Consider the following 20,214-nt stretch of genomic DNA (forward strand, 5'->3'; position numbering starts at 1 on the left):
TTATCGACACTATAGGAACCCATAGAAAACGGGGTGTCACATTGCTCTTGCTTGAAGCTGCATTGTGCGCTTCAAGCAAGCTCAATGCGGTAGCGCTTGCTTCTATAAATAGCCTTTAACCACAATGCGTAAAAAAATCTAGGAAAGCCGACTTAAAGCATTTACGATACTTAATACAAAACAACAATCATTAAAAATAGTTTCAATTGATGCTATTTTACGTTAAAATAGACGATAGAAGGTGAGTATGAATTTTGAGTACGATCCTGCAAAGAGCTTAAAAAATTTAGCTAAACATGGTATCAGTTTCAAAAAAGCTCAAATACTTTGGAATAATGAAATAACTGAAATCAAATCCAAAAATTCAGGCAATGATGACTCTCGCTACTTAGTTTTTGGAAAGATAGACAGCAAACATTGGACTGCAGTAATAACAAAAAGAAATAATCGAATTCGTATTATTTCTGTAAGAAGATCACGAAAGAAGGAGGAACAATATTATGAAAAACACCACAAAAAGTAAAGAGATAAGCGGAAAAGAAATTGATAGAAAATTCGATAACGGCGAAGACGTACTTGAGTACTTTGATTTGGAGCATCCAATTATAGAGAACCACTCGAACGAACAAAAGCACGTCACTTTTATTATGCCTGGATGGATATTGAGAATAATGAAATTCTTTAGAGTAGCTACAACACGGTAGTCAAATAAAACTAGAAGTAAAACAAAACGTGCCGACGTATTGAAATACACCGGCACGCTTTGTTTAGTTAATTAGCTGTTAGTTGTGTTTTACGCACGCTTAAGAGTTACGCTAAGCTCAGTTGCGCTAGAATCAGCCTCAACAACCTCAAAGCTCGTAGCCAAAGTCTCCTCCGCAATCAAATCGCGGAACTGCTCAACTTTAACAACGTCCGAAGCTGGCACGCTCAAAGTCAAAGCGATTCGGTCACTAATATCCAAACCGTTCTCCTTACGGGCATCCTGAACAGCGCGAATAGCGTCGCGAGCGTAACCTTCAGCAAGCAAATCGCTAGTCAAAGCAGTGTCGAGCATAACGAAACCGCCAGTTGGCATTGCAGCAGAAGCAGTATTCGCAGCCGCTTGAGCATCCGAAGACTCAACGCGATTTACAAGCTCATACTCGCCCTCAACAAGCGCAACTTCGCCGTTTGGAGTCTGAACAACAGGAGCTCCAGACTCATCAACATGCCAATCGCCACTCTTAGAAGACTTAATAGCAAACTGCACCTGCTTACCCAAACGAGGACCAGCCGCGCGCGCATTCACCTTAAGCTCGTGAACAATCTTCAAACCGTGGTTGCTTGCGTCTTCCAAAGTGCAGAATGTAACATTCTTCACGTTAAGCTCGCGCTCAAGAACCTGCTCGTAAGGCTCAACAGCAGCAGTATTTTCTGCAACAACCGTCAAGTTTGCCAATGGCTGGCGTACGCGCAACTGTTCCGCCTTACGCAACGAAAGCGCAGAAGACACAACCTCGCGAACCTTATCCATAGCAGCAACCAAAGCATCGTCATGAGCAAGAACAGCACCAAGCTCAGTGACTGTTCCAGCCTTAGGGTTCTTCTCACCGTCTGAAAGAGTTTCAGGCTCCACCAAATAAGGCCAATCAGCCAAATGCACGGATTCGCCACCGGTAAGACCGCGCCAAACAGCCTCAGCTTCCATAGGAGCAAGAGGAGCAATCGTGCGCATGAACACTTCCAACACAGTGTAAAGCGTGTTGAAAGCAGTCTCGTCTTCATTCCAGAAGCGGTCACGACTGCCGCGAATATACCAATTCGTAAGCACGTCAATAAAATCGCCAACTGCTGCGCAAGCATCGCTAATCGCAAACGCGTTCAAGCACTTTTCTACGCGCTCAACAAGCAAACGCGTGCGAGCAAGCAAATAACGATCCATGTTGCAAAGTCCTGCAACCTCATCCGCGCGAAGGCGACGAGCGTCATAACCCTTACCACCGTTTGCAGCATTCGCATACAAAGTGAAGAAGTAGTACGAGCTCCAAACTGGAAGCATAACCTGACGAACCGTATCCCTAATGCCGTCTGCAGTCACAATCAAATTGCCACCGCGCAAAATTGGCGAAGACATGAGGAACCAGCGCATTGCGTCCGAACCGTACTCGTTGAAAACGCCGTTCACATCCGGGTAATTGCGCAAATGCTTACTCATCTTCTGGCCGTCGGAACCAAGCACGATGCCGTGGCAAATCACGTTCTTATAAGCTGGGCGGTCGAATAGAGCCGTAGCCATAATGTGAAGCGTGTAGAACCAGCCACGAGTCTGACCAATATATTCAACGATGTAGTCGCATGGGAAGTGCTCTTCGAAGAATTCCTTATTTTCAAACGGATAATGGAACTGCGCGAAAGGCATGGAACCAGACTCAAACCAACAGTCGAGAACATCCGTAATACGATGCATTTGCGACTTTCCAGTAGGATCGTCTGGATTTGGACGAGTAAGGCGATCAATATACGGGCGGTGCATATTCACATTGCCGTCGTCATCGCGCGGATAGTCGCCAAAATCAGCCTTAAGCTCTTCCAAAGAACCGTACACGTCTACGCGAGGATACTTTGGATCGTCACTCACCCACACTGGAATTGGCGAACCCCAGAAGCGGTTACGGCTAATCGACCAGTCGCGCGCGTTAGAAAGCCACTTACCAAACTGACCGTCCTTAACGTTTCCAGGAATCCAATTAATCTCCTGATTAAGCTCAAGCAAGCGCTTCTTAATCTTCGTAACAGACACAAACCAGCTAGAAACAGGCTTATAAATAAGCGGAGTTGCACAACGCCAGCAATGAGGATAGCTGTGTACATAGCTTTTTTCTTGGAATAACAACGCGCGCTGATCTTCCGGCATTTGAGCAAGCGGACCGTCTCCTGCACGCAAGTTACGCAAAATTGGCAAGTTCGCGTCGAAAACGTACAAGCCTTCGTAATCTGGACAGTCGCTTGTAAACTTGCAACCTGCGTCGAGCACGTCAACGCTGCGAATTTCGTGCGCATTAAGCGTGTTCATATCGTCCTCGCCGTAAGGAGCCTGGTGAACGAGACCAGTACCTTCAGCGGTGTCAACATAATCTGCAGTGAAAATCGTAAAAGCGTTAGGACCAGGAGTGCCACCCTCTGCGAGCGCAGAATCGCTTGCAAAGTATGGGAACACTGGGTAGTAGCGCCAACCAGCCATCTCAGCGCCCTTAAGTTCGCGCACAACTTCGTAATTTTCGCCAAGTTCCTTAGTGTAGGAGCCAAGCAAAGGCTTACCGATGTAGAACTTTTTACCTGCGAACTTGCCTTCAGTTGGGCGAACTTCCACGTAGTCGATGTCTGCGCCAACTACGATTGCGAAATTGGTTGGCACAGTCCAAGGAGTAGTGGTCCAGAATACTGCGTAAGCGTCGGCTTCGTCGCGAAGCTTAACGGCAACGGAAACGGTAGTATCCTGACGATTCTGGTACACATCCGCGTCCATGCGAAGCTCGTGGGCTGAAAGTGGAGTTTGGTCCTTCGGGCAGTACGGAAGCACGCGGTAACCCTTGTAAGCCAAGCCCTTATCATAAAGCTGCTTAAAAGCCCACATTACGGATTCCATGTATGGAATGTTCAGCGTTTTGTAACCGCGCTCGAAATCAACCCAGCGAGCCTGACGATGCACGTAGTTTTGCCACTCGTTTGTGTACTTCAAAACGCTGGCACGGCAAGCATCGTTAAACTTTGCGATGCCCATTTTTTCGATTTGCTCAACCGACTCGATGCCGAGTTCCTTCTGCGCTTCCAACTCTGCAGGAAGACCGTGAGTATCCCAACCAAAAACGCGGTTTACTTTGCGACCGCGCATAGTCTGATAGCGCGGAACGACGTCTTTTGCGTAGCCTGTGAGCAGGTGGCCGTAGTGAGGAAGACCGTTTGCGAATGGAGGTCCGTCGAAGAACACGAACTCGTTTTGACTACCCTTGCCGGACGGACGGTATTCGATTGACTTGCGGAAAGTGTTGTTTGCATCCCAGTATTGGAGAACTGATTCTTCAAGCTTTGGGAAGGAAGGATTTGGTGCAACTTGCGCGCCGGAGTTTTCTTGCGTTGATGCTGAAACACTTACCTTTGGGTATACGTGATTTGCGGACGTATTTTCGGACGCGTTTGCTGCTGGATTAGTGGATTCGCTCACTGTGCTCTCCTCGCTCAACAGGGTGAATATTTCCCTGCGAGGACGACAGTTACTGCCGCGGTACCACCTCGCTTGCTATAAGATGATTACGTAACGTGTATCGCAATGCATAACGCAAGTGCGTAACACAAATATGCAACGCAATCGAACTATTCCCATAGCCTCTCGTGTTTGGCTGTGCGGGCCAACCCCGTCGGTTCTAATAAGCGAAAACCTTACGAATCCTCGCCGTTCTTCCGAAAACTCCCCGCCGATAACGGATCATCGCTTAAGTTAGAAATAATCTAACACTATCCCCTAACATTAGGAATAATTTCGCGACTCGCGAATAATTTTCATGACATTTTCATGACATATTATCCAAAAATGCCTTAGCTTCATTAGCATTGCTAAAAGCAATGCCATCGTCAGAAATTTTGCCATTCATAATTTGATTAGCGTGATTCATAGCCTTAAGCGTTGCCTCGTTTGGAACAGACAAGTTACTATTCAAGATAATATTTTCTTTAATTTTATTTTTCCAATCATAAAATTCATCAATACTAGACATTCCAATGCATTCAATAACATTTTTAGAGCAATTTGGAACTTTATCGCAAAGCGCAACAAGTAATTTTTCAATCTTCTCTAAAAACTCTAGATAATAGCTAGTTTCTAATAATATGTCGAAATCTTTAATAAGCTGAAAGACTGTTGCATTATCACTATGCGGTCTAGCACAATACAAACGTTCATCATGCGCACAAATATTTCTGAACTCTTTAATTCTTCTATAAATAGAATCAATTTTTATTGACGTAATATCTTTTTGAGAACAGTGTGAAGAATTATAAAGTTCAGTATATTTTTTAGCAACCAAACCTCTAACGCATTTAGTTTGCGCTTTGTAAAACCAGAACATCTGTCCGAAAGTCAAATCATTAGATAAAACCCATAATGGAACTTGCCCATCGTGATTATTGATACAATGTCGTATGTACTCTTTTCCTATATTTAATTTTTGATTATTTGACTTATTATTTTCTATAATTCGATTAAATGCTTTAATTAAACCACCTGATTCCTTTGGATCTTCATAGTTAGTTTCATTAAGGTAAGCATTAACTTCATTACCGTGCATTTGGCTAAAGCAATATGAACATGATGACCTTAACAATGCTTCTGCTCTAGTTGTAGCTGCAAAGATAACACTGCGAAGTTCACGATCAAATTTAAAAAGATAATAAATGTGTTCAAACTTTGTTCCTTGAACATATTTATTCGAATTTTTTGACTCAAGAAATGGATTTTTATATCCATTTACAACGCTATAGTAACCTTCTCTTTCAAGTATTTCCATAGCTTTAATCTCATCAGGAAACACTACTCCTCTAGACTTAAGTAATTCTATTTGTTGTCTGATAGTAGTAAAAGGTTTATAAATCACCATCATCCCCACCAATCCCCCGCTATTAGATGCGCGAAGAGCCAATCAATCGCTTGATTGGCTCTTCGCGAACCAGACACTGCCTGGCTTCACCACTACTCAATTATACGAAAGAAACTAATATTTGTCAACAAAAAATAGGCGAATTATACAGCACACAACACCATTGCACAAATATAAACTGCACAACGTCCACACATAAAAGTGCCCCGGATCAGAATCGAACTGACGACACCCACTTTAGGAGAGTGGTGCTCTATCCACTGAGCTACCGAGGCAACAAATGGCAATTATACACTATGGCGTGTCACTGCGGCGCGCAGCAGAAACGGCAGAAACGGCAGAAACAGTGCAAGGGTGAGTAGTTTATGCCGCTTTTTCGCAAGAATCCGACCAAAACGACTCAGTCGCGAGTAGTTTATGCCGCCTGAGCGCATAATCAGCGAGTGCTAATCCTCAAGATTCGATTGCGTGCCAGCCGTAGCTGCCGTCGCCGATTGTTCCGCTTGTGCCGCGTCCAACTTAGCGCGAACCGTGGCAAGCAAACCCTGCGCGCGCTTTGCCAGCGCCTCGCCAATCTCCCACTGACGCATGGACTGATCGAGCGTCAAACCGCCAGCTTCCAACGCTTGAACCGCCTGAACCAGCTTTTCGCGAGCCTCTTCGTACGGCATCGTCTCAATCGCAGCGCGCTCTTCTTTCGTAAGTGTGCTTGCAAATTCTGTGTTTTCTGCTGATTCTTCCGCTTTTTTCGTTACTTTCTCACTCATATCTAACCTTTCGTTGTATCTAAATAAATATCTAAAATATCTAAAAAATTACTTACTTGACTTTTTACTTGGCTTTATGAAAGCAGACTTAGTAACAGCTGACTTTGTTCCAGTCACCTTGCCAAGAACCACGCCACTTTTAAGCGTAACTGTCATATCGTCGCCAACTTTCGCTAAAGCCGCATCGTCAAGCACTCGCCCACCACTGAGCTGCACAACAGCGTACCCGCGATTCAAAGTCGATTGCGGACTTAGCGCAGTCAAGCTCGCGTGAGCCTTCTCAACAGTCAAACTCGCGTCGTCAAGAAGTCGCACCAAACCGTGACGCATTCGCTCAACAGCCTGCTCAACCAAACGCTCGTGCGGCTCAAGCATAGTGCTCGGGCGCGTAAGGCTCGGGCGATTCGCATAACCTTCAACGAGACGAATCTCATTGTCTACGCGCGCAGAAATTCGCATGCGCATAGTTTGCAACGCGTTATCAATAAGCTGCCACTGCTCGCGTACGTCTGGAACCACGCGCTTTGCAGCATCCGTAGGAGTCGAAGCGCGCATGTCTGCAGCCAAATCAATCAGCGTCCAATCGTCCTCGTGACCAATTGCAGACACAATCGGCGTCACGCACGCAGCAGTAGCGCGAACCACACCCTCATCTGAAAAACCAATCAAATCTTCAAAGCTTCCACCGCCGCGAGCAACGATAATAACGTCAACTTCTGGATCCGCGTCGAGCTGCTTAATTGCGGCAATAATATCCACCGGGCACTGCACGCCCTGCACGTGCGCGTGAATAACTTTGAAGCGCGTAACAGGCCAGCGCAAATTCACGTTCGTAATAACATCGCCCTCCGCGCGCGCTTGAGGAGCGCACACGAGACCGACACACTTAGGAAATTCCGGCAGCGGAACCTTATTTTCAGCGTCAAATAAGCCCTCGCCCTTAAGCTTTTTTCGCAACTCGTCAATTTGCGCTTTTAAGTCACCGGCACCGACGCGGCGGATTTCGTCTGCAACGAAGCTTAAGCGCGTGGCTTTTACCCAAATATCCGCCTTGCCGTGAACGACTACGCGGTCACCCTGGCGAAGTTCGCGCGCCTGCTGCACGAAATTGCTGAAGCCCATTACGGAAATCGACACTTCTTCATTACTGTCGCGAAGGGTGATGTAACCGGAAGAAGCGCGGCGCATGTTAATTTCGACGATTTGACCCTCAATCCACGCGGCTGGCCAGCGTTCTACTGCACTGTGGAACTTTTGGCTTAAAACGGCAACAGGCCATGGATTTTCGGCAGTCGTGTCGGCGGCTTTTAGAGGGAGCTGTCGCGGCTGAGCTTGCTGCGGCGTAAGTGATTGCAGCTGCGACTGAACTTGTTGCGACTGCGACTGTGCTAAATTTAGCAGCGGTTGTTGCGACGGTTGCGGCTGTTCAAGCTGGGCATCATCCTGGAATAATTGCGGCATCATATTTGACGAGGTCATGTTTCCAGCTTGACTGCAAAGAAGGACAAACGCGCGCTGCTGCATATGCGTGACGGAGAGATTAGATACGAAAAAACCCAAGCGGTGAAGCTTGGGTTTTGCTTGTGCCCCCTCAGGGATTCGAACCCTGGACACGCTGATTAAGAGTCAGCTGCTCTAACCAACTGAGCTAAAGGGGCGTTGGTTATCTTGGCTCGTTTCGCGAACCGAGTAACTACTATACTCAGAATGAGCTTGCGCGCAAGCCGGCGTGTCGCATTGCTGCGCTCAGGCAGGTCGTTTGCGCAACTTACGCAAGATTTTGCGCGAAACCGCCAGCAAATGCCTGCCTTGCACACTACTCACACCATTCTTCTTTCGCAACGACGCAATCAGCATCATCGCCATCAACACCGCAGACATCACCATCGATATCACAAACAACGTCATCCACAACGACCACTGCATATGGTCGCCCGGCACGTTAGCAGGATCCGGCAGCACGCGATACCCCGTCACGAGCAGCCTTTGCGTGTTAATTCCATACGGGGTACACGTAATCAGCGTCGCCAAGTCGCGCCCCTTCTCACGCCGCAGCAAACGAATATCGTTCGGCTCTACCACATTTATGCGAAACACTTTGTATCGAAGAGTCTTGCCTTGCACATCAAAATAGAAGTAATCGCCTTTTTTCAGCGTGTTTAAATCGTCGAACATTGTGGCATCCGGCATACCCGTATGCGCCGTCACAACCGTGTGCCTGCTTTTGCCACCCACCGGCAAATCCGTGCCGTACAAATGCCCCGCTCCCATCGCGAGAGTATCTTGAGTAGTTCCATGGTAAATCGGCACCCTCACGCCAATTTTCGGTATTTTCACAATGCCCATAATCCCCATCGGCTCACTAAGCACTTTTTCGTACTCTTTATATTCGGGAGTGTCCATGTAGTCGTTATTGCCGTTATACGGGTCCGCGCTAATAATCGCCTTGTGGCGAGCGTTGTATTCACGCGCTTTTCGCAAAATTTCCGCGCGATTTTCTTTAGGCTTTTCCTTATTTAATTTATCGTACTCGATTGAGAGTTCTTTGGCAGCATGGTTGTTGACCAAAGTAGAAACCACAGGATAGCTGAAACACAAAATGCCAATAGTAACAAGCGCAATCGGCTCAGCCAGCTTGCGAAGTGTGGACATTGGTTTTGGGGAAGATTGCTCTTGTGATGATGAAGACTGCGTAGACTGCGCAGACTGCGTAGACTGCGCAGACTGCGCAGATTCAGTATTTTCGGAAGATGCAGCGATTCCAGAGCTTGCGGAAGATTCCGCACTTTTGGAGGACTTATTAGCGCGCATACGAGTCAGCCGCTTAAATAGCGCGCGAGCAGACTCTGCAAAATCAGCTAGCTTCATGATTCCTCCAATAATAAGAAAGGAGCCAGGAAAGCGTTAATTAACGCGCGCCCGACTCCCCATTTTCGTTAATGCTTAAAGAAAGGGATTAACTAAGCGCGGAGCTTAGCCTGCTTCTCTTCCTTCTTGCGACGACGCATGTACACAAAGAATCCGGAACCAACGAAGCACATGCCGATAACTGCGAAGATGATTACGCCAGCAGCACCGGTCTTTGGAAGAAGGCTAAGCCAAGAGCCGTTGCTATCGTCTGGAACGTCCTGGAACTCAAAGTTCTTGGTAGCGTCCGTATCTCCAACCTCTACTTCAACCGCATCAGGGTTACGAATGTAGCCTGCTGGAGCAATAGTTTCTACAACGTAGTACTTCTTACCGCGAACTACTGAATATTCATCAGTCTTAGCATCATTACCTTTTGCTTCTTTCTCACCGAAGTTAGTAGAAGCAGCAGAGCAAGCGTTAGTCAGCTCTTCGCCTGTCTTATTTTCAGAAATAGCCTTAGAACAATTATCCGCATTGGTCTTATCTGCAAACAGCTTAAACTTTGCACCAGTAACCTTAGACTTATCCTTTGCAGAAAGCTTCTGAATAGTGAACTTTGAGAACTTCACTTCCTTGTACTTTTTACCTTCAACAACGTCTGGAGTACCAGTTTCGTGCGAAGGAATTAAGCCACCCTTGTTAATAACAGTGCTACTGCCAAGAATATCCGAACCAGCAAGAGTGAACTCTAAAGTAACAAATACCTTTACTACATTGCCAGCGTTGTCGTTTGCAGCTTTAGCAAGCGCAGTCTTACCGGAATCAGTGAATGAGATAGTAATCTTATCGCGAGCAACATCAGTGTTTGTAGCAGCAATTTGATTTGCGTCTTTAGCAACGGTGTAGTCAGTAGTAGCAGTAAGCGACGTATCGCTAGTTGCAGGCGCATCGCCGGTTCCAAGTTGTACCTTTGTAACTACATCGGCAATTTTTGTAGGGTAAACAAAAGCCTTATCGGGAGCGAGATCGACTACAGAATAGCCGTTAAAATCAGTAGCAGTAAGAGCCGTAGCATCAGCACCCATCTCCTTCATCTTGTCAAGCTCAGCGCTAATGGTGTAGGAAATCTTATCGCCAGCACCAACAGTCTTAGAAGTATCTGCAGTCTTCTTAACGCTATCGCTCAAATCCTTGTTCTTTGGATCCGCGTATGGAGCATAGTTGTAGACTACGTTGCCATCAGAATCCTTTTCAATCCTTGGGATTGTCATATAGAATGGCTTGGATTCGGCAGCAGAATGATTCTTCGGAACCTTTGTTTCTGTAATTTGATACAGGCCGATTCCTAGACTTTCAAACTTCGCAACACCACTAGCATCAGTATCTTTTGTACCGTTAGTAACATCTTCAGTTGGTACAGTAATTTTGTTTTTATTAAGGTCATCAATTTTATTGGCTACCTTAACCCAATCGGTATACTTGGTTAAGTCAAGATTCTCCGTATCACTTGTATTAAGCTTCGTCACCTTTTTTACAGTGAACCCGGCATCTTTTACAGGATTTTTCTTCAACTGCTTTTTATCAGAGCCAACCTCATCCTTCCACTTGTAAATGGTGATAGAACCAGTCTTTGTTGAAGCTTCAGTACCAAGCTCCCACGGTGCTTTTCCAGGCGCTGCAGCTTGTGATGGAGTATCAACACCAGTCTTACCGCCTTGAGGTTGACTACCCTGTTGTGGATCAGGCTTGTTAGCCCACGCAACACTGGACACTGTCACAGCACCCGCCGCGCACAGCGTCCCAGCCATTGCAAGCGAGGCAAATGCGGCGACGCATCGTTTTGTGAAATTATTCATTTCCTCTCCTTTATTTCAGTGCCCTTGCGAGCAGATACTTCAGTGCCCTTTTGAACAGCTATTTCACTGACCTTTTGAGCAGAATTTCTGTATACAAAATTTTTTATAAATGCGCGCCCCCACTGTGTTTGGTCGAGAGCAAACGCAAGAACCATAAGACTTGTGAAAATCGTTGTAGCAACGCTAAGAAGCATGTTCCAGCCTGCGAATCCCGTCTTTGGCAGTTTAAAAGGCTCAACAACGTGAATTGGAACCACGGACTTCGTCCAGTCCTTACCTTTTTCGAGACCAGCGACGCCGTCAAGAAGAGTATCGCCATTTTGTACGGAAGTTTCGTTATTCACCTTAGCTGTATAAGCATCAAGTGCCTTCTGCTTCAACGCATACACAACGCATTGATAATCGCCTGTTTTTGTAGGCACGCCGCCAATAATCGAATCCGTGCGTTCGACTGCCTCGAACGGATTGTAAGTATCCCAATCATTAGCATCAACGTCTCGACTAAATAGGGTACGTTTTGCATCGCACGAAGCTGGTTTATCATTGCAACCTCTAAGCTCAGCAACAGTTTTAATATGATCCCATTTATAAATTTGGTTATCTGTAGGAGCAGTCAAGCCATCAACACTACTAGACCAAACGTTAGTATTGCCAGAGCCAGTACCGTCTCCTGATCCACCAGTACTTCCAGAGCCATTTTTGCTATCTTTGCTCACCTTAGTGCACAAAACTTTTATAGAAATCTTATTACCCACGTCACGCAATGACCACGCATCAATATACGGATTCAAAAAGCGCATTCCACGCATCATTGTGATGCCCTGGTCTGAATCTACATCACCATAATCGTCGTTTTGCAAGTCAGACTCACCATCAGCGGAAGCTTTTTCGGTTGTAACTCGCAACTTTAAATCATCATCAATAATACGTGGAGAATTGTTGACTGATACTTTCAAATAGATAGGATTGCCTTCGTTACTGGAATCTTTATCTTCTGAAGAAGAGCCATCAGGATAATGCGCAACCACTGGCACATAGTAATACCCTGTTTTAATCCAAGTGCTCATTCTTACAGTAATTTTTCCGTATACTGCGCCGGAACCATCTTTACTATCTTTTCCGACTTTACTTCCAGCATCGCTAGGCTTATTACTTTGATCACTATCATCTTCAGCGTCAATAAATGAAGCCCAATCAAGAACTGGGTGCTTCTCATCATTTTTATATTGTTTTATTTCAAACCAAGTTCCGTCAGGAAGATGACGAGTTCTAGCTAACTGCTTACTGCAATTTTTGCCAACTCCGCACTGGTTAAGCGGCACAATAGAAGCTTGAGTTTTACCAGGTAGCGTATCAATTCCATCACCATAATAAGGCTGATAGTAGTAAGACATTCTGCGAACAGTAATGTTCAAAGTTTTAGCTTCCCAAGTAATTCCAGACTTAAATAAAGCATCTTGCTTTAGCGCAGAGTCAATTTCATCAATCTTATTGTGTTTTTCTGTAGCTATTTGATCAAACTTATTTACTACAGTTTCATCTTGCTTTCCGTCATTTTTAACAGAATTCCTTAAAGTATAAACTTTGCACACAAAATCACCGGTTTTCTTTACAGTTCCCTTAAACTGTCCAACCGTACGCTCGTTTACACTCTTAGGCTCAAAATCCGGATGTGTTTTAACATACTTTTTGTACACGTAATCGTCATAAAGCAAATCATCTACACTGCAACTATTAGCAGGATCATCAAAGCACTTCTTTTGCTGATCATAACTGGCATGATTCCAAACTTTTACGTCTTGCTTATCTAACTCAAGACCGTTAATTCCGCCAGACTCGTATTTTCCATCAACAGGCTTGCCCTCAGAATCCTTTTCGTAGCAAATCACACGCTGATTAATATTGCCTATGCCAAGATGTGCAGAAGCATCAAAAGTAGTTTTTTCAACCTTTTGACCAGCCATTAACACTAAATCTGAGCTATCAGATTGTCCATATTTCAAATCTTCTTTATCTTTGCTGATTATTGAAAGTTGCAAATCACTGTCGTGAGGATCAAATCGCGTAACAACTACGTTTGCATAAACTGGAGAAGGCTTATTATTCTTGCTATTTCCAGCATTTGCATCATCGGAAGTAGTGTTATCCTGATAGTGCACAACTACGTGCACCTTGTAATGACCTGCTTCAGTCCACCTATTTGGACGGAAAGTTATAACACCATATTTTGAAGAACTATTACTATTAGGAATGGCTTTTGTTGTTGTGCATTCGGAAGAATTACCGCATTGTTCGCCTTCAAAATTAGCCCACTTAGAAGCGTCTTCTTTATCATTTGCATCTGGCTTAATTTCGAACCACGTGCCAGCGGGAAGATATCCGCCTTTAACATTTTTATTTTTACGTATTTTCCTGCTTTTAGGTGTACCAGACTTATTGTTCGCACTTGTAGACAAGTTACCAGCAAATATATTTGGATAATTCATTGAATATGCAGGATTATAGTATTGCGCGCTGGCTTGGTTATTATCAGCAGAGCTTCTGTCTTCGTGATTTTCGCTTTTCGCAGATTCAGCAGCGTTTTTATCTTGATTAGCTTTTTTATTTTTACTGTTTTGATCAGCCTTTTTATCTTTATTGGAAGCTTCGTTTTTAGGATTTGTACTAGCCATTGCAGAAGTATGTTGTTCAAGATTACTAACAGGTTGCTGTTCAGCTTTTTTATCAGACTTATGTTCGTCTTTATTCTTAAGCTCTTGATTACCCTTAATCTCAGCACGCTCTGAGGTCTTAGGTGTTGTTTCTTCGGTTGAAGCACTCGACGGAGCTATAGGCACAATCGCGAGAGTTACTAGAGTCAGCACGCAGGACGTGAAACCGCAAATTACGCGCATAATCTTAGAAAGACTGTTACGACGACGCTGCGGAAACATCTCTAATCCCCTTCGTTAAATCCAAACTCTCAAAATTTGTGTAGTCATCATTACAAAATCAAAAACTAAACAACACTGCGAAACCTCTCTTAATTGCAGCCACGATGCTTGCAACTATACCCCCCCCCCCAAGGCAGATTTCAACCCCTACTTAAAATTTAAAAGATTTTATGGAAAATATCTAAAATTATGTTATTTTAGCCTTAAAATTTATGGATTTATTAGAATATTCGCAATATATTGCATACAACAAAATATGGGTTATTCAGGTTATTAAGGTTATTAAGGTTATTCAGGTTATTCGGATTATTCTCCAAAATATATTACATACAAAAAGAGCACTCCCATCTTACTAGAAGATGAAAAGTGCTCTTTGTTTATTTATGTTATTTACTTATTTTGTTTATTTACTTGCTTGTGTGCGTATGATGGCGGCGAGTTTTAAACGTTACAGCACCGCTTGCAAACAACACCATAAACGTCACAACCATGCCAATCACACTGCTACCAGTCATCGCCAAATCAGAAGTCATCTTCTTGGCGGCAGACTTAGCGGCAGCCTGCTCCTTTTCAGCAGCCTTCTGCTTTGCAGCAGCGTTGCCGGATGCAGCACCTGCGTTGCCACTTCCACTGGAGGCATTTCCGTCTGTACCAACGTAAGTAGTGCCAGTAAATGTGCCAAATCCAGAATCAGCACCTAATCCGTTATCAAATCCAGTACCAGAATGAAGCTCCGAATACTTCAGGTTAATCTCTGCAGCTGTTTCATCGAACGCTGTAGCATTCTCAGGAACAACCCACACGTTAGCCCAAGCAAGCTGCTCACCTTTGTCGTTAAGCAAAACAATCATATGCTTACCGAAGTAGCCAGCTGGAATCACAACATTAAACTGAGGTTGACCATTCTTATCCAAAGTTACTTTCACATACTTAGATCCATCTGCGCCCTTCAATAACACAGGCGAAGAATACATGTAAGCATAAGCGTAAGCAACCTTGTTTTTCTTAAGTTCCTTGATGAACTCGCTCGTGACAGAAGAGACCTTAGTCTTGTGAGACTTAGAGCCAGCATCACCCTTAGCAGGAGCATCCATGCCAGCGAAATACAACTTCACAGGATTGCTCTTACCAGCACGAACAACATTATTCATATGTTCACCTGCAACAAGGATTCCCTTAAGCGACTGATCTAGCTTTGCGGTAGATTCAGGAGCTTTAGGTGCTGGAGTTGAGGCGGAAGGAGGATTGACAGTTACAGAGGAGGAACCATGATCGTTCCCATGACCATCATTCGACTTCTTTTCAACGACGAATTCTGCGGAAGTATTCTTCGTTGCAACGTTACCCGCATAATCAACAGCTTCAACTGTGATTAAGTGCTTTCCGGCAGAAAGTGAATTGAAATCAACATCTACCTTCAGCGGATCCTTCAGATCTTTCAGATCGGCAAAAGTAGCATCGTAAGGATTATTCTTACTCAGCTTAATATCCGTTTCTTTAAGACCATTACTTGCATGATTTACTTCTTTACCATCAATCTTCACTCGCAATAACTTCAAATGATCATCTTTAGCTGTTACAGAAATCTTACGATTTGCTTCAACATGATCATTGTCCTTTATTCCAAGTGTCACAGAAGGAGCATCCTTATCAACAACAACAGGAGCACGACCATACAGTGCACTAGACATCTGATCGATGGCTTGGATTAACACAAACTCTCCATTTTTAACTTCAACATCTCTATCGAAGCTCTGAGCATTAGTTTCTTTGCCTTTAGAATCAGTACTGAAGTTGTCTGAAGCAATAAGATTATTAATCTTAAGAGTATAGCCAGCAAAATCATCACTAATAACACCCTTGAATTTCACAGTGTCATTATTAGTGAATATTCTGCCGCCATACAACTTTGGAGTGCTAAACATTACTTCTGGAGCCTGTCTGTCGAAATAGAAAGCAACTGGAGTGTCTAATACCACATCACTTCCCTCTTTAACAATCATCCTAAAGTCATTTATTCCAGGATGCATTGGCAGAGTTACCGTGAATGTGGAATCAGCATTTGCATTAGTGGACTTAGTGATTGTTGCAGCTATAGGATCAAAGTCCTCATACCCCGAACCATCATCTTTAACTCGATTAGCTTTTGTAAATAGTATTTCTGTAGCTTTGTTACTTACTTTGCCGTTTGCATTAAATGAATCGAGCGAAGTACCACTATCTCCAGGAACAATCCAGTTGTATGATCCTAAGCTATTAGCATTACTCAGTGAAATATTATAAAGCTTTGGCTCTGTCTTTGTTGGCATAACGCGATTAGCGAAACCTACATTCTGAGTAGCTGTGTTAACTCCATCATTAGCAACCAAGGTAACTGAATATGTACTAGCAGATGGAATAACTTTTACAGTAAATGAGCCATCAGTAGCAACATTTACAGGCTCTTCCACTTGTTCAGTCTGGACTTCACTACCAACAACCTCATCTTTACTATACTTGACAGTAAACGTGAGATTCTGCTTTGGAGTAGTATCGTCCTTAACTTCACCTTTAACTTCTACTGCACCAGTTTGGTCAATTGTTACATTCCCATTACTATCTGCATTAGTTAGTTTAATTATTGGTGCTTTTCCGTCGAAATTAGTTGCAAGAGTTTCAACCACTTCTTTATTATCAGAACCTTTTGCCTTAACTTTTATTGTATTAGCACCTTGTTTAATAGGAGCTTTAAAGCTAAACTCAGAATCATCTGTCTTAACAGCTAATTCTTCTTCTGCTTCAGTTCCTGATTGAACATAAGCTTTCACATCCTTGCAATCATCAGCAATACGTCCAGAGATTTCGATGCTGTATTTATCAACACCGTTATCTTTTTTAGCAGTGACATCCTTAATGCCAATATTCTTAAGATTAACCTCATTATTTATGAGAATCTTTTTATTAGCAAATCCCTTAAACACTTTGGAAGTATTGGTTTCATTGAAACCGCCATCATGCAAACTGACATTGACGTAATAAGCATCCTTACCTACATTAACTTTGCAAGTGCGAGTATAGCCATTTGCGTCATGAGTTTCGCTGCAATCATTATCATTAACCTTGACATAATCACTGTTACCATTAACTTTTACACCTGGATCACTCAACGTTTCACTTAACTCATCATGAGCTGTAATGGTGATTTTACCATCATTATCAGGTTCACTAATTGTAACGGTTGGAGCTTTAGTATCAAGGTTAAAATGCATATCAGTCGTTTGGCACATATCCTTAGTCAAGCAAGCTTTTACTCGATAAATATATTTGCCATCAGGAAGTTTCTTATTCCAATGCGCAATATCAGTAGATGTCTTATCATAAATAGTTCCATCAAAATCAATAGAACTATTTAATGCTCTTGGATCACGTAATAATTCTGAGAAATTAGAACGAGAAACGTCATGTTCCTCTCCTACTTCTGCAACAGTCTTACCAGAATTATCCAAAACAGAATACTGTATTAAACTTGCATTACGGAATAATGCTAATGATGGTCGTATCTTATCGAATAACTCATCACCATTTGGAGAAAATTCTAAATGACCAGGAGCTTCATCATTAACTTGCACATCACCAAAATAACTTTCGGCAATAAGCGAAGTAGTCATATTAATTGTATTTTGAAGATACTCTTCACCAGGCTTTACAAGAATTGGTTCCTTATCCCAATTGCCAACAAAGCCAAGATATGGAACAGCCAAATCTGGTTCCCCAGAAGTCTTTGAAGTAAAACGCGCCCAACCTTCAACATAATGGTCGCGAGTCACGTCTGGAGTTAATGTAAACTCTACTTCCTTTTCTGACTTAGGATCTACTGTAACTGTATTAGTCGAAGAAGCTAATGTTTCTGAGCTAATAGAGGTAGTAGTTTCTTCACCAGCATTATTAGATTCATTAACAACATTTTGTTTAGGAACTTCATAAGTTACAGCCTTATCTCCATAATTATGCAGTTTAACAGTGAACTTACGATCTCCATTAACCTGACGTAAAGCCACGTATGAATTACCATCGACTGTTGCAATCACGTTAGCAGCAACAGCTTTATCAACCTGAGCTAAGCCAGCGCCGATTTGACGAGGAGCAAATGGTACATTGCTGGAATTATTGAGAATCTCAGCCGTATTCATCAAGGCTTGTTCAACACGAGTAGCACGATCTTTTGGAGAAAGCTTAGGGAAACGCCTCATATAGCTTTCCATCACCAAAGCTGAAAGACCGGAAACGTTTGGAGCAGCCATAGAAGTACCAGACATATTAGTGTACTTGTTGTTGTTCTGAGTAGACCACACGTTACCGCCGATGCCAGCAATATGAGGCTTAAAATCAAGTTCTGGCGTTGGACCCCAAGAAGTAAAGCTAGAAGGATGCAACTTATCAGGATTTGCAATGCCCATTGTCTTATCAGAGAAGGAAACCTTAACTGTACCACTTGCGTTAGCTTTGAGTGCATCAACAATCTTTAAAGCATCTTCACGACGAATTGATGCTCCAAAGCATGTGAACTTATCAACTCCAGCCATGCCAAGGAACTGTGCTGAATCGCCAGCTTTGTTATAAACGATTACACCATCAGCACCCTTATCAATAGCATTCTGGAATTTTTCACTAAATGCTATTACGCCACGTTCAACTAAAGCGTACTTTCCGTGAAGATTCAAATCTTTAACTTCATCTTTTTTACCAAGACCGATATTCACAATCTCATGTTCTTTACCATCAGCTTTTCCTGAGGCTATAGAGTAAGGAATCTCAGTTGTCTTATTAGCTTTATCTGTATATGAACCAGCGGTTTGAATAATATAAGAATTTTCTACAGAAGCAACACTGAAAGCAGAAGGATAAGAAGATGGTGAACCAAGAGTTGCATCATCCCACTTTCCTAATGCATCATTAGTTCCTCCAGATGTAGAGAAGCTTAAACCGGAGTTTCCTGCAGAAATAACTGGAAGCACACCAGCTTCGCGAGCCTTCTTTAAAGCGAGAGATGTAGCGTTAGAAGCTCCACCAAAACCGTTATCTGAGCCGAGAGACATGTTAATAACGTCTGCATGAAGCTTTACAGAATCCTCAATTGCGGCAACTATATCAGCATCACGAGCTCCGTGCGCTCCCGGCTTATTTGAAAATACTTTCATTGCAAGTAGCTGAGCATTTGGAGCAATGCCGTTAATATGACCGTTTTTATCAGCTGGCTTATTCTCATCATCACCATTAGCTGCCACAATACCAGCTACGTGCATGCCATGCTGCTCTGCACCACTATCTGTAATAGTGTAGTTTTCATCAGCATAATTCCAGCCCGCAGGAACTTTATTAGTGAACTTTACACCATTAGATGGGAATGTGTTCTTAATCTTACGAACTTTTTCAGCTTTGAAATCAAGCTTCATATCATGGTGACTTGGATCTATGCCCGTATCGATAATAGCCACAAGCATTCCGGTTCCATCAAGTCCACGCTTCTTAAATTCTTCATTCACACCCTGCAAACCGCGAGCATAATTTTCAAGAGGGTAATACAAACGTTCTTTTGCAACGGAAGCTACCTCGTGTTCGTGGCGTAAAGCCGCAACTTTGTTAGCTGGTAACGTTGCTTCAAAACCATTCATCAGGTAACCAAATTGGCGACGTACTGTCATGCCATATTTTGAAGACCATTTTCCAATAAGACGATTCTGGTCAGCTTTATTACTGTTTTCAGATTGTTTCGAAGGAAGTTTTGGCTGTTTCTTCAAAGTAACAATAACAGTTACAGGCTTATTAGAAGAACCAGTCCTATTAAATGGATTATTAACTATTCTGCTGACAATCTTAGGATCAAGATACTTGGTTGTTTTATTATTCTTATTCTTTTGATTTACAACTTGTGCGAGATTATTGTTCTCAGCACTATTGTCTTTAGCATTTGCTGTACCAAGCGGCACCATAAGCGTCGCCGAAGCCACACTTAATGCTGCTAAACGAGTCAGATATGACGTTCGTTTGAACTTCATAAACATACTCTCCTTCAAAATGGTGGTTGTTATCCCGGAAAAATTTCGGTTCTAGCTATCACAAACTCATGCCAGCTGCCAAAATCTTTCATACTGGCTGCCAAAATTTTTCATGCGGGTGTAAATATTTTTGTTACGCT

At 43.3% G+C, this 20,214-nt stretch carries 10 protein-coding genes and 2 tRNA genes; 2 read left to right on the forward strand and 10 right to left on the reverse strand.

Annotated features, from left to right (window positions below):
- Nucleotides 1-247: 247 nt before the first annotated feature.
- Entirely contained in the window at nucleotides 248-523 is a 276-nt protein-coding gene (locus tag HXT39_RS04795) for a BrnT family toxin (RefSeq protein WP_004110572.1), read from the forward strand.
- Complete coding sequence (locus tag HXT39_RS04800) at nucleotides 501-704, forward strand: hypothetical protein (protein ID WP_033888599.1); 204 nt, start codon at nucleotides 501-503, stop codon at nucleotides 702-704. Before HXT39_RS04795 ends, HXT39_RS04800 begins: the two co-directional genes overlap by 23 nt.
- 89 nt (nucleotides 705-793) lie before the next feature.
- Here HXT39_RS04800 and ileS read toward each other — a convergent pair whose 3' ends face one another.
- The 10 genes from ileS to HXT39_RS04850 all read right to left on the reverse strand — a co-directional run bounded on the left by ileS (nucleotide 794) and on the right by HXT39_RS04850 (nucleotide 20,074).
- A complete protein-coding gene (gene ileS, locus HXT39_RS04805) occupies nucleotides 794-4,204 on the reverse strand; it encodes a mupirocin-resistant isoleucine--tRNA ligase (RefSeq protein ID WP_103013935.1) in 3,411 nt (1,136 codons plus the stop codon).
- A 346-nt stretch (nucleotides 4,205-4,550) separates the two neighbouring features.
- Nucleotides 4,551-5,675 (reverse strand): Abi family protein, encoded by a 1,125-nt coding sequence (locus HXT39_RS04810; protein WP_219705410.1) that lies wholly within the window; start codon nucleotides 5,673-5,675, stop codon nucleotides 4,551-4,553.
- Between the two features lie 160 nt (nucleotides 5,676-5,835).
- Nucleotides 5,836-5,908, reverse strand: a tRNA-Arg gene (locus HXT39_RS04815).
- 171 nt (nucleotides 5,909-6,079) lie between these two features.
- Complete coding sequence (locus HXT39_RS04820) at nucleotides 6,080-6,400, reverse strand: exodeoxyribonuclease VII small subunit (RefSeq protein ID WP_004110585.1); 321 nt, start codon at nucleotides 6,398-6,400, stop codon at nucleotides 6,080-6,082.
- Nucleotides 6,401-6,448: 48 nt separating this feature from the next.
- Nucleotides 6,449-7,864, reverse strand: coding sequence for an exodeoxyribonuclease VII large subunit (gene xseA, locus HXT39_RS04825; protein WP_103013945.1), 1,416 nt, complete (start codon nucleotides 7,862-7,864; stop codon nucleotides 6,449-6,451).
- A gap of 120 nt (nucleotides 7,865-7,984) precedes the next feature.
- A tRNA-Lys gene (locus HXT39_RS04830) sits at nucleotides 7,985-8,058 on the reverse strand.
- Between the two features lie 88 nt (nucleotides 8,059-8,146).
- Nucleotides 8,147-9,268 (reverse strand): class C sortase, encoded by a 1,122-nt coding sequence (locus tag HXT39_RS04835; RefSeq protein WP_103013934.1) that lies wholly within the window; start codon nucleotides 9,266-9,268, stop codon nucleotides 8,147-8,149.
- A 92-nt stretch (nucleotides 9,269-9,360) separates the two neighbouring features.
- Entirely contained in the window at nucleotides 9,361-11,106 is a 1,746-nt protein-coding gene (locus HXT39_RS04840) for a SpaH/EbpB family LPXTG-anchored major pilin (RefSeq protein WP_102703402.1), read from the reverse strand.
- A complete protein-coding gene (locus HXT39_RS04845) occupies nucleotides 11,103-14,039 on the reverse strand; it encodes a cell envelope integrity protein TolA (protein ID WP_102703401.1) in 2,937 nt (978 codons plus the stop codon). The genes HXT39_RS04840 and HXT39_RS04845 overlap by 4 nt, the downstream gene beginning before the upstream one ends.
- Nucleotides 14,040-14,446: 407 nt before the next feature.
- Nucleotides 14,447-20,074 (reverse strand): S8 family serine peptidase, encoded by a 5,628-nt coding sequence (locus HXT39_RS04850; protein WP_102703493.1) that lies wholly within the window; start codon nucleotides 20,072-20,074, stop codon nucleotides 14,447-14,449.
- Nucleotides 20,075-20,214: the final 140 nt, after the last annotated feature.

Origin of the sequence: Gardnerella sp. DNF01159, assembly GCF_049244215.1 — a bacterium.
Taxonomy (GTDB): domain Bacteria; phylum Actinomycetota; class Actinomycetes; order Actinomycetales; family Bifidobacteriaceae; genus Bifidobacterium; species Bifidobacterium swidsinskii.

Bases quoted from the DNA above. Each gene is read 5' to 3' on its own strand.
- HXT39_RS04795 (WP_004110572.1), top strand. From the start codon at position 248: ATGAATTTTGAGTACGATCCTGCAAAGAGCTTAAAAAATTTAGCTAAA.
- HXT39_RS04800 (WP_033888599.1), top strand. From the start codon at position 501: ATGAAAAACACCACAAAAAGTAAAGAGATAAGCGGAAAAGAAATTGAT.
- HXT39_RS04820 (WP_004110585.1), bottom strand. From the start codon at position 6,400: ATGAGTGAGAAAGTAACGAAAAAAGCGGAAGAATCAGCAGAAAACACA.
- xseA (WP_103013945.1), bottom strand. From the start codon at position 7,864: ATGATGCCGCAATTATTCCAGGATGATGCCCAGCTTGAACAGCCGCAA.
- HXT39_RS04835 (WP_103013934.1), bottom strand. From the start codon at position 9,268: ATGAAGCTAGCTGATTTTGCAGAGTCTGCTCGCGCGCTATTTAAGCGG.
- HXT39_RS04840 (WP_102703402.1), bottom strand. From the start codon at position 11,106: ATGAATAATTTCACAAAACGATGCGTCGCCGCATTTGCCTCGCTTGCA.
- HXT39_RS04845 (WP_102703401.1), bottom strand. From the start codon at position 14,039: ATGTTTCCGCAGCGTCGTCGTAACAGTCTTTCTAAGATTATGCGCGTA.
- HXT39_RS04850 (WP_102703493.1), bottom strand. From the start codon at position 20,074: ATGAAGTTCAAACGAACGTCATATCTGACTCGTTTAGCAGCATTAAGT.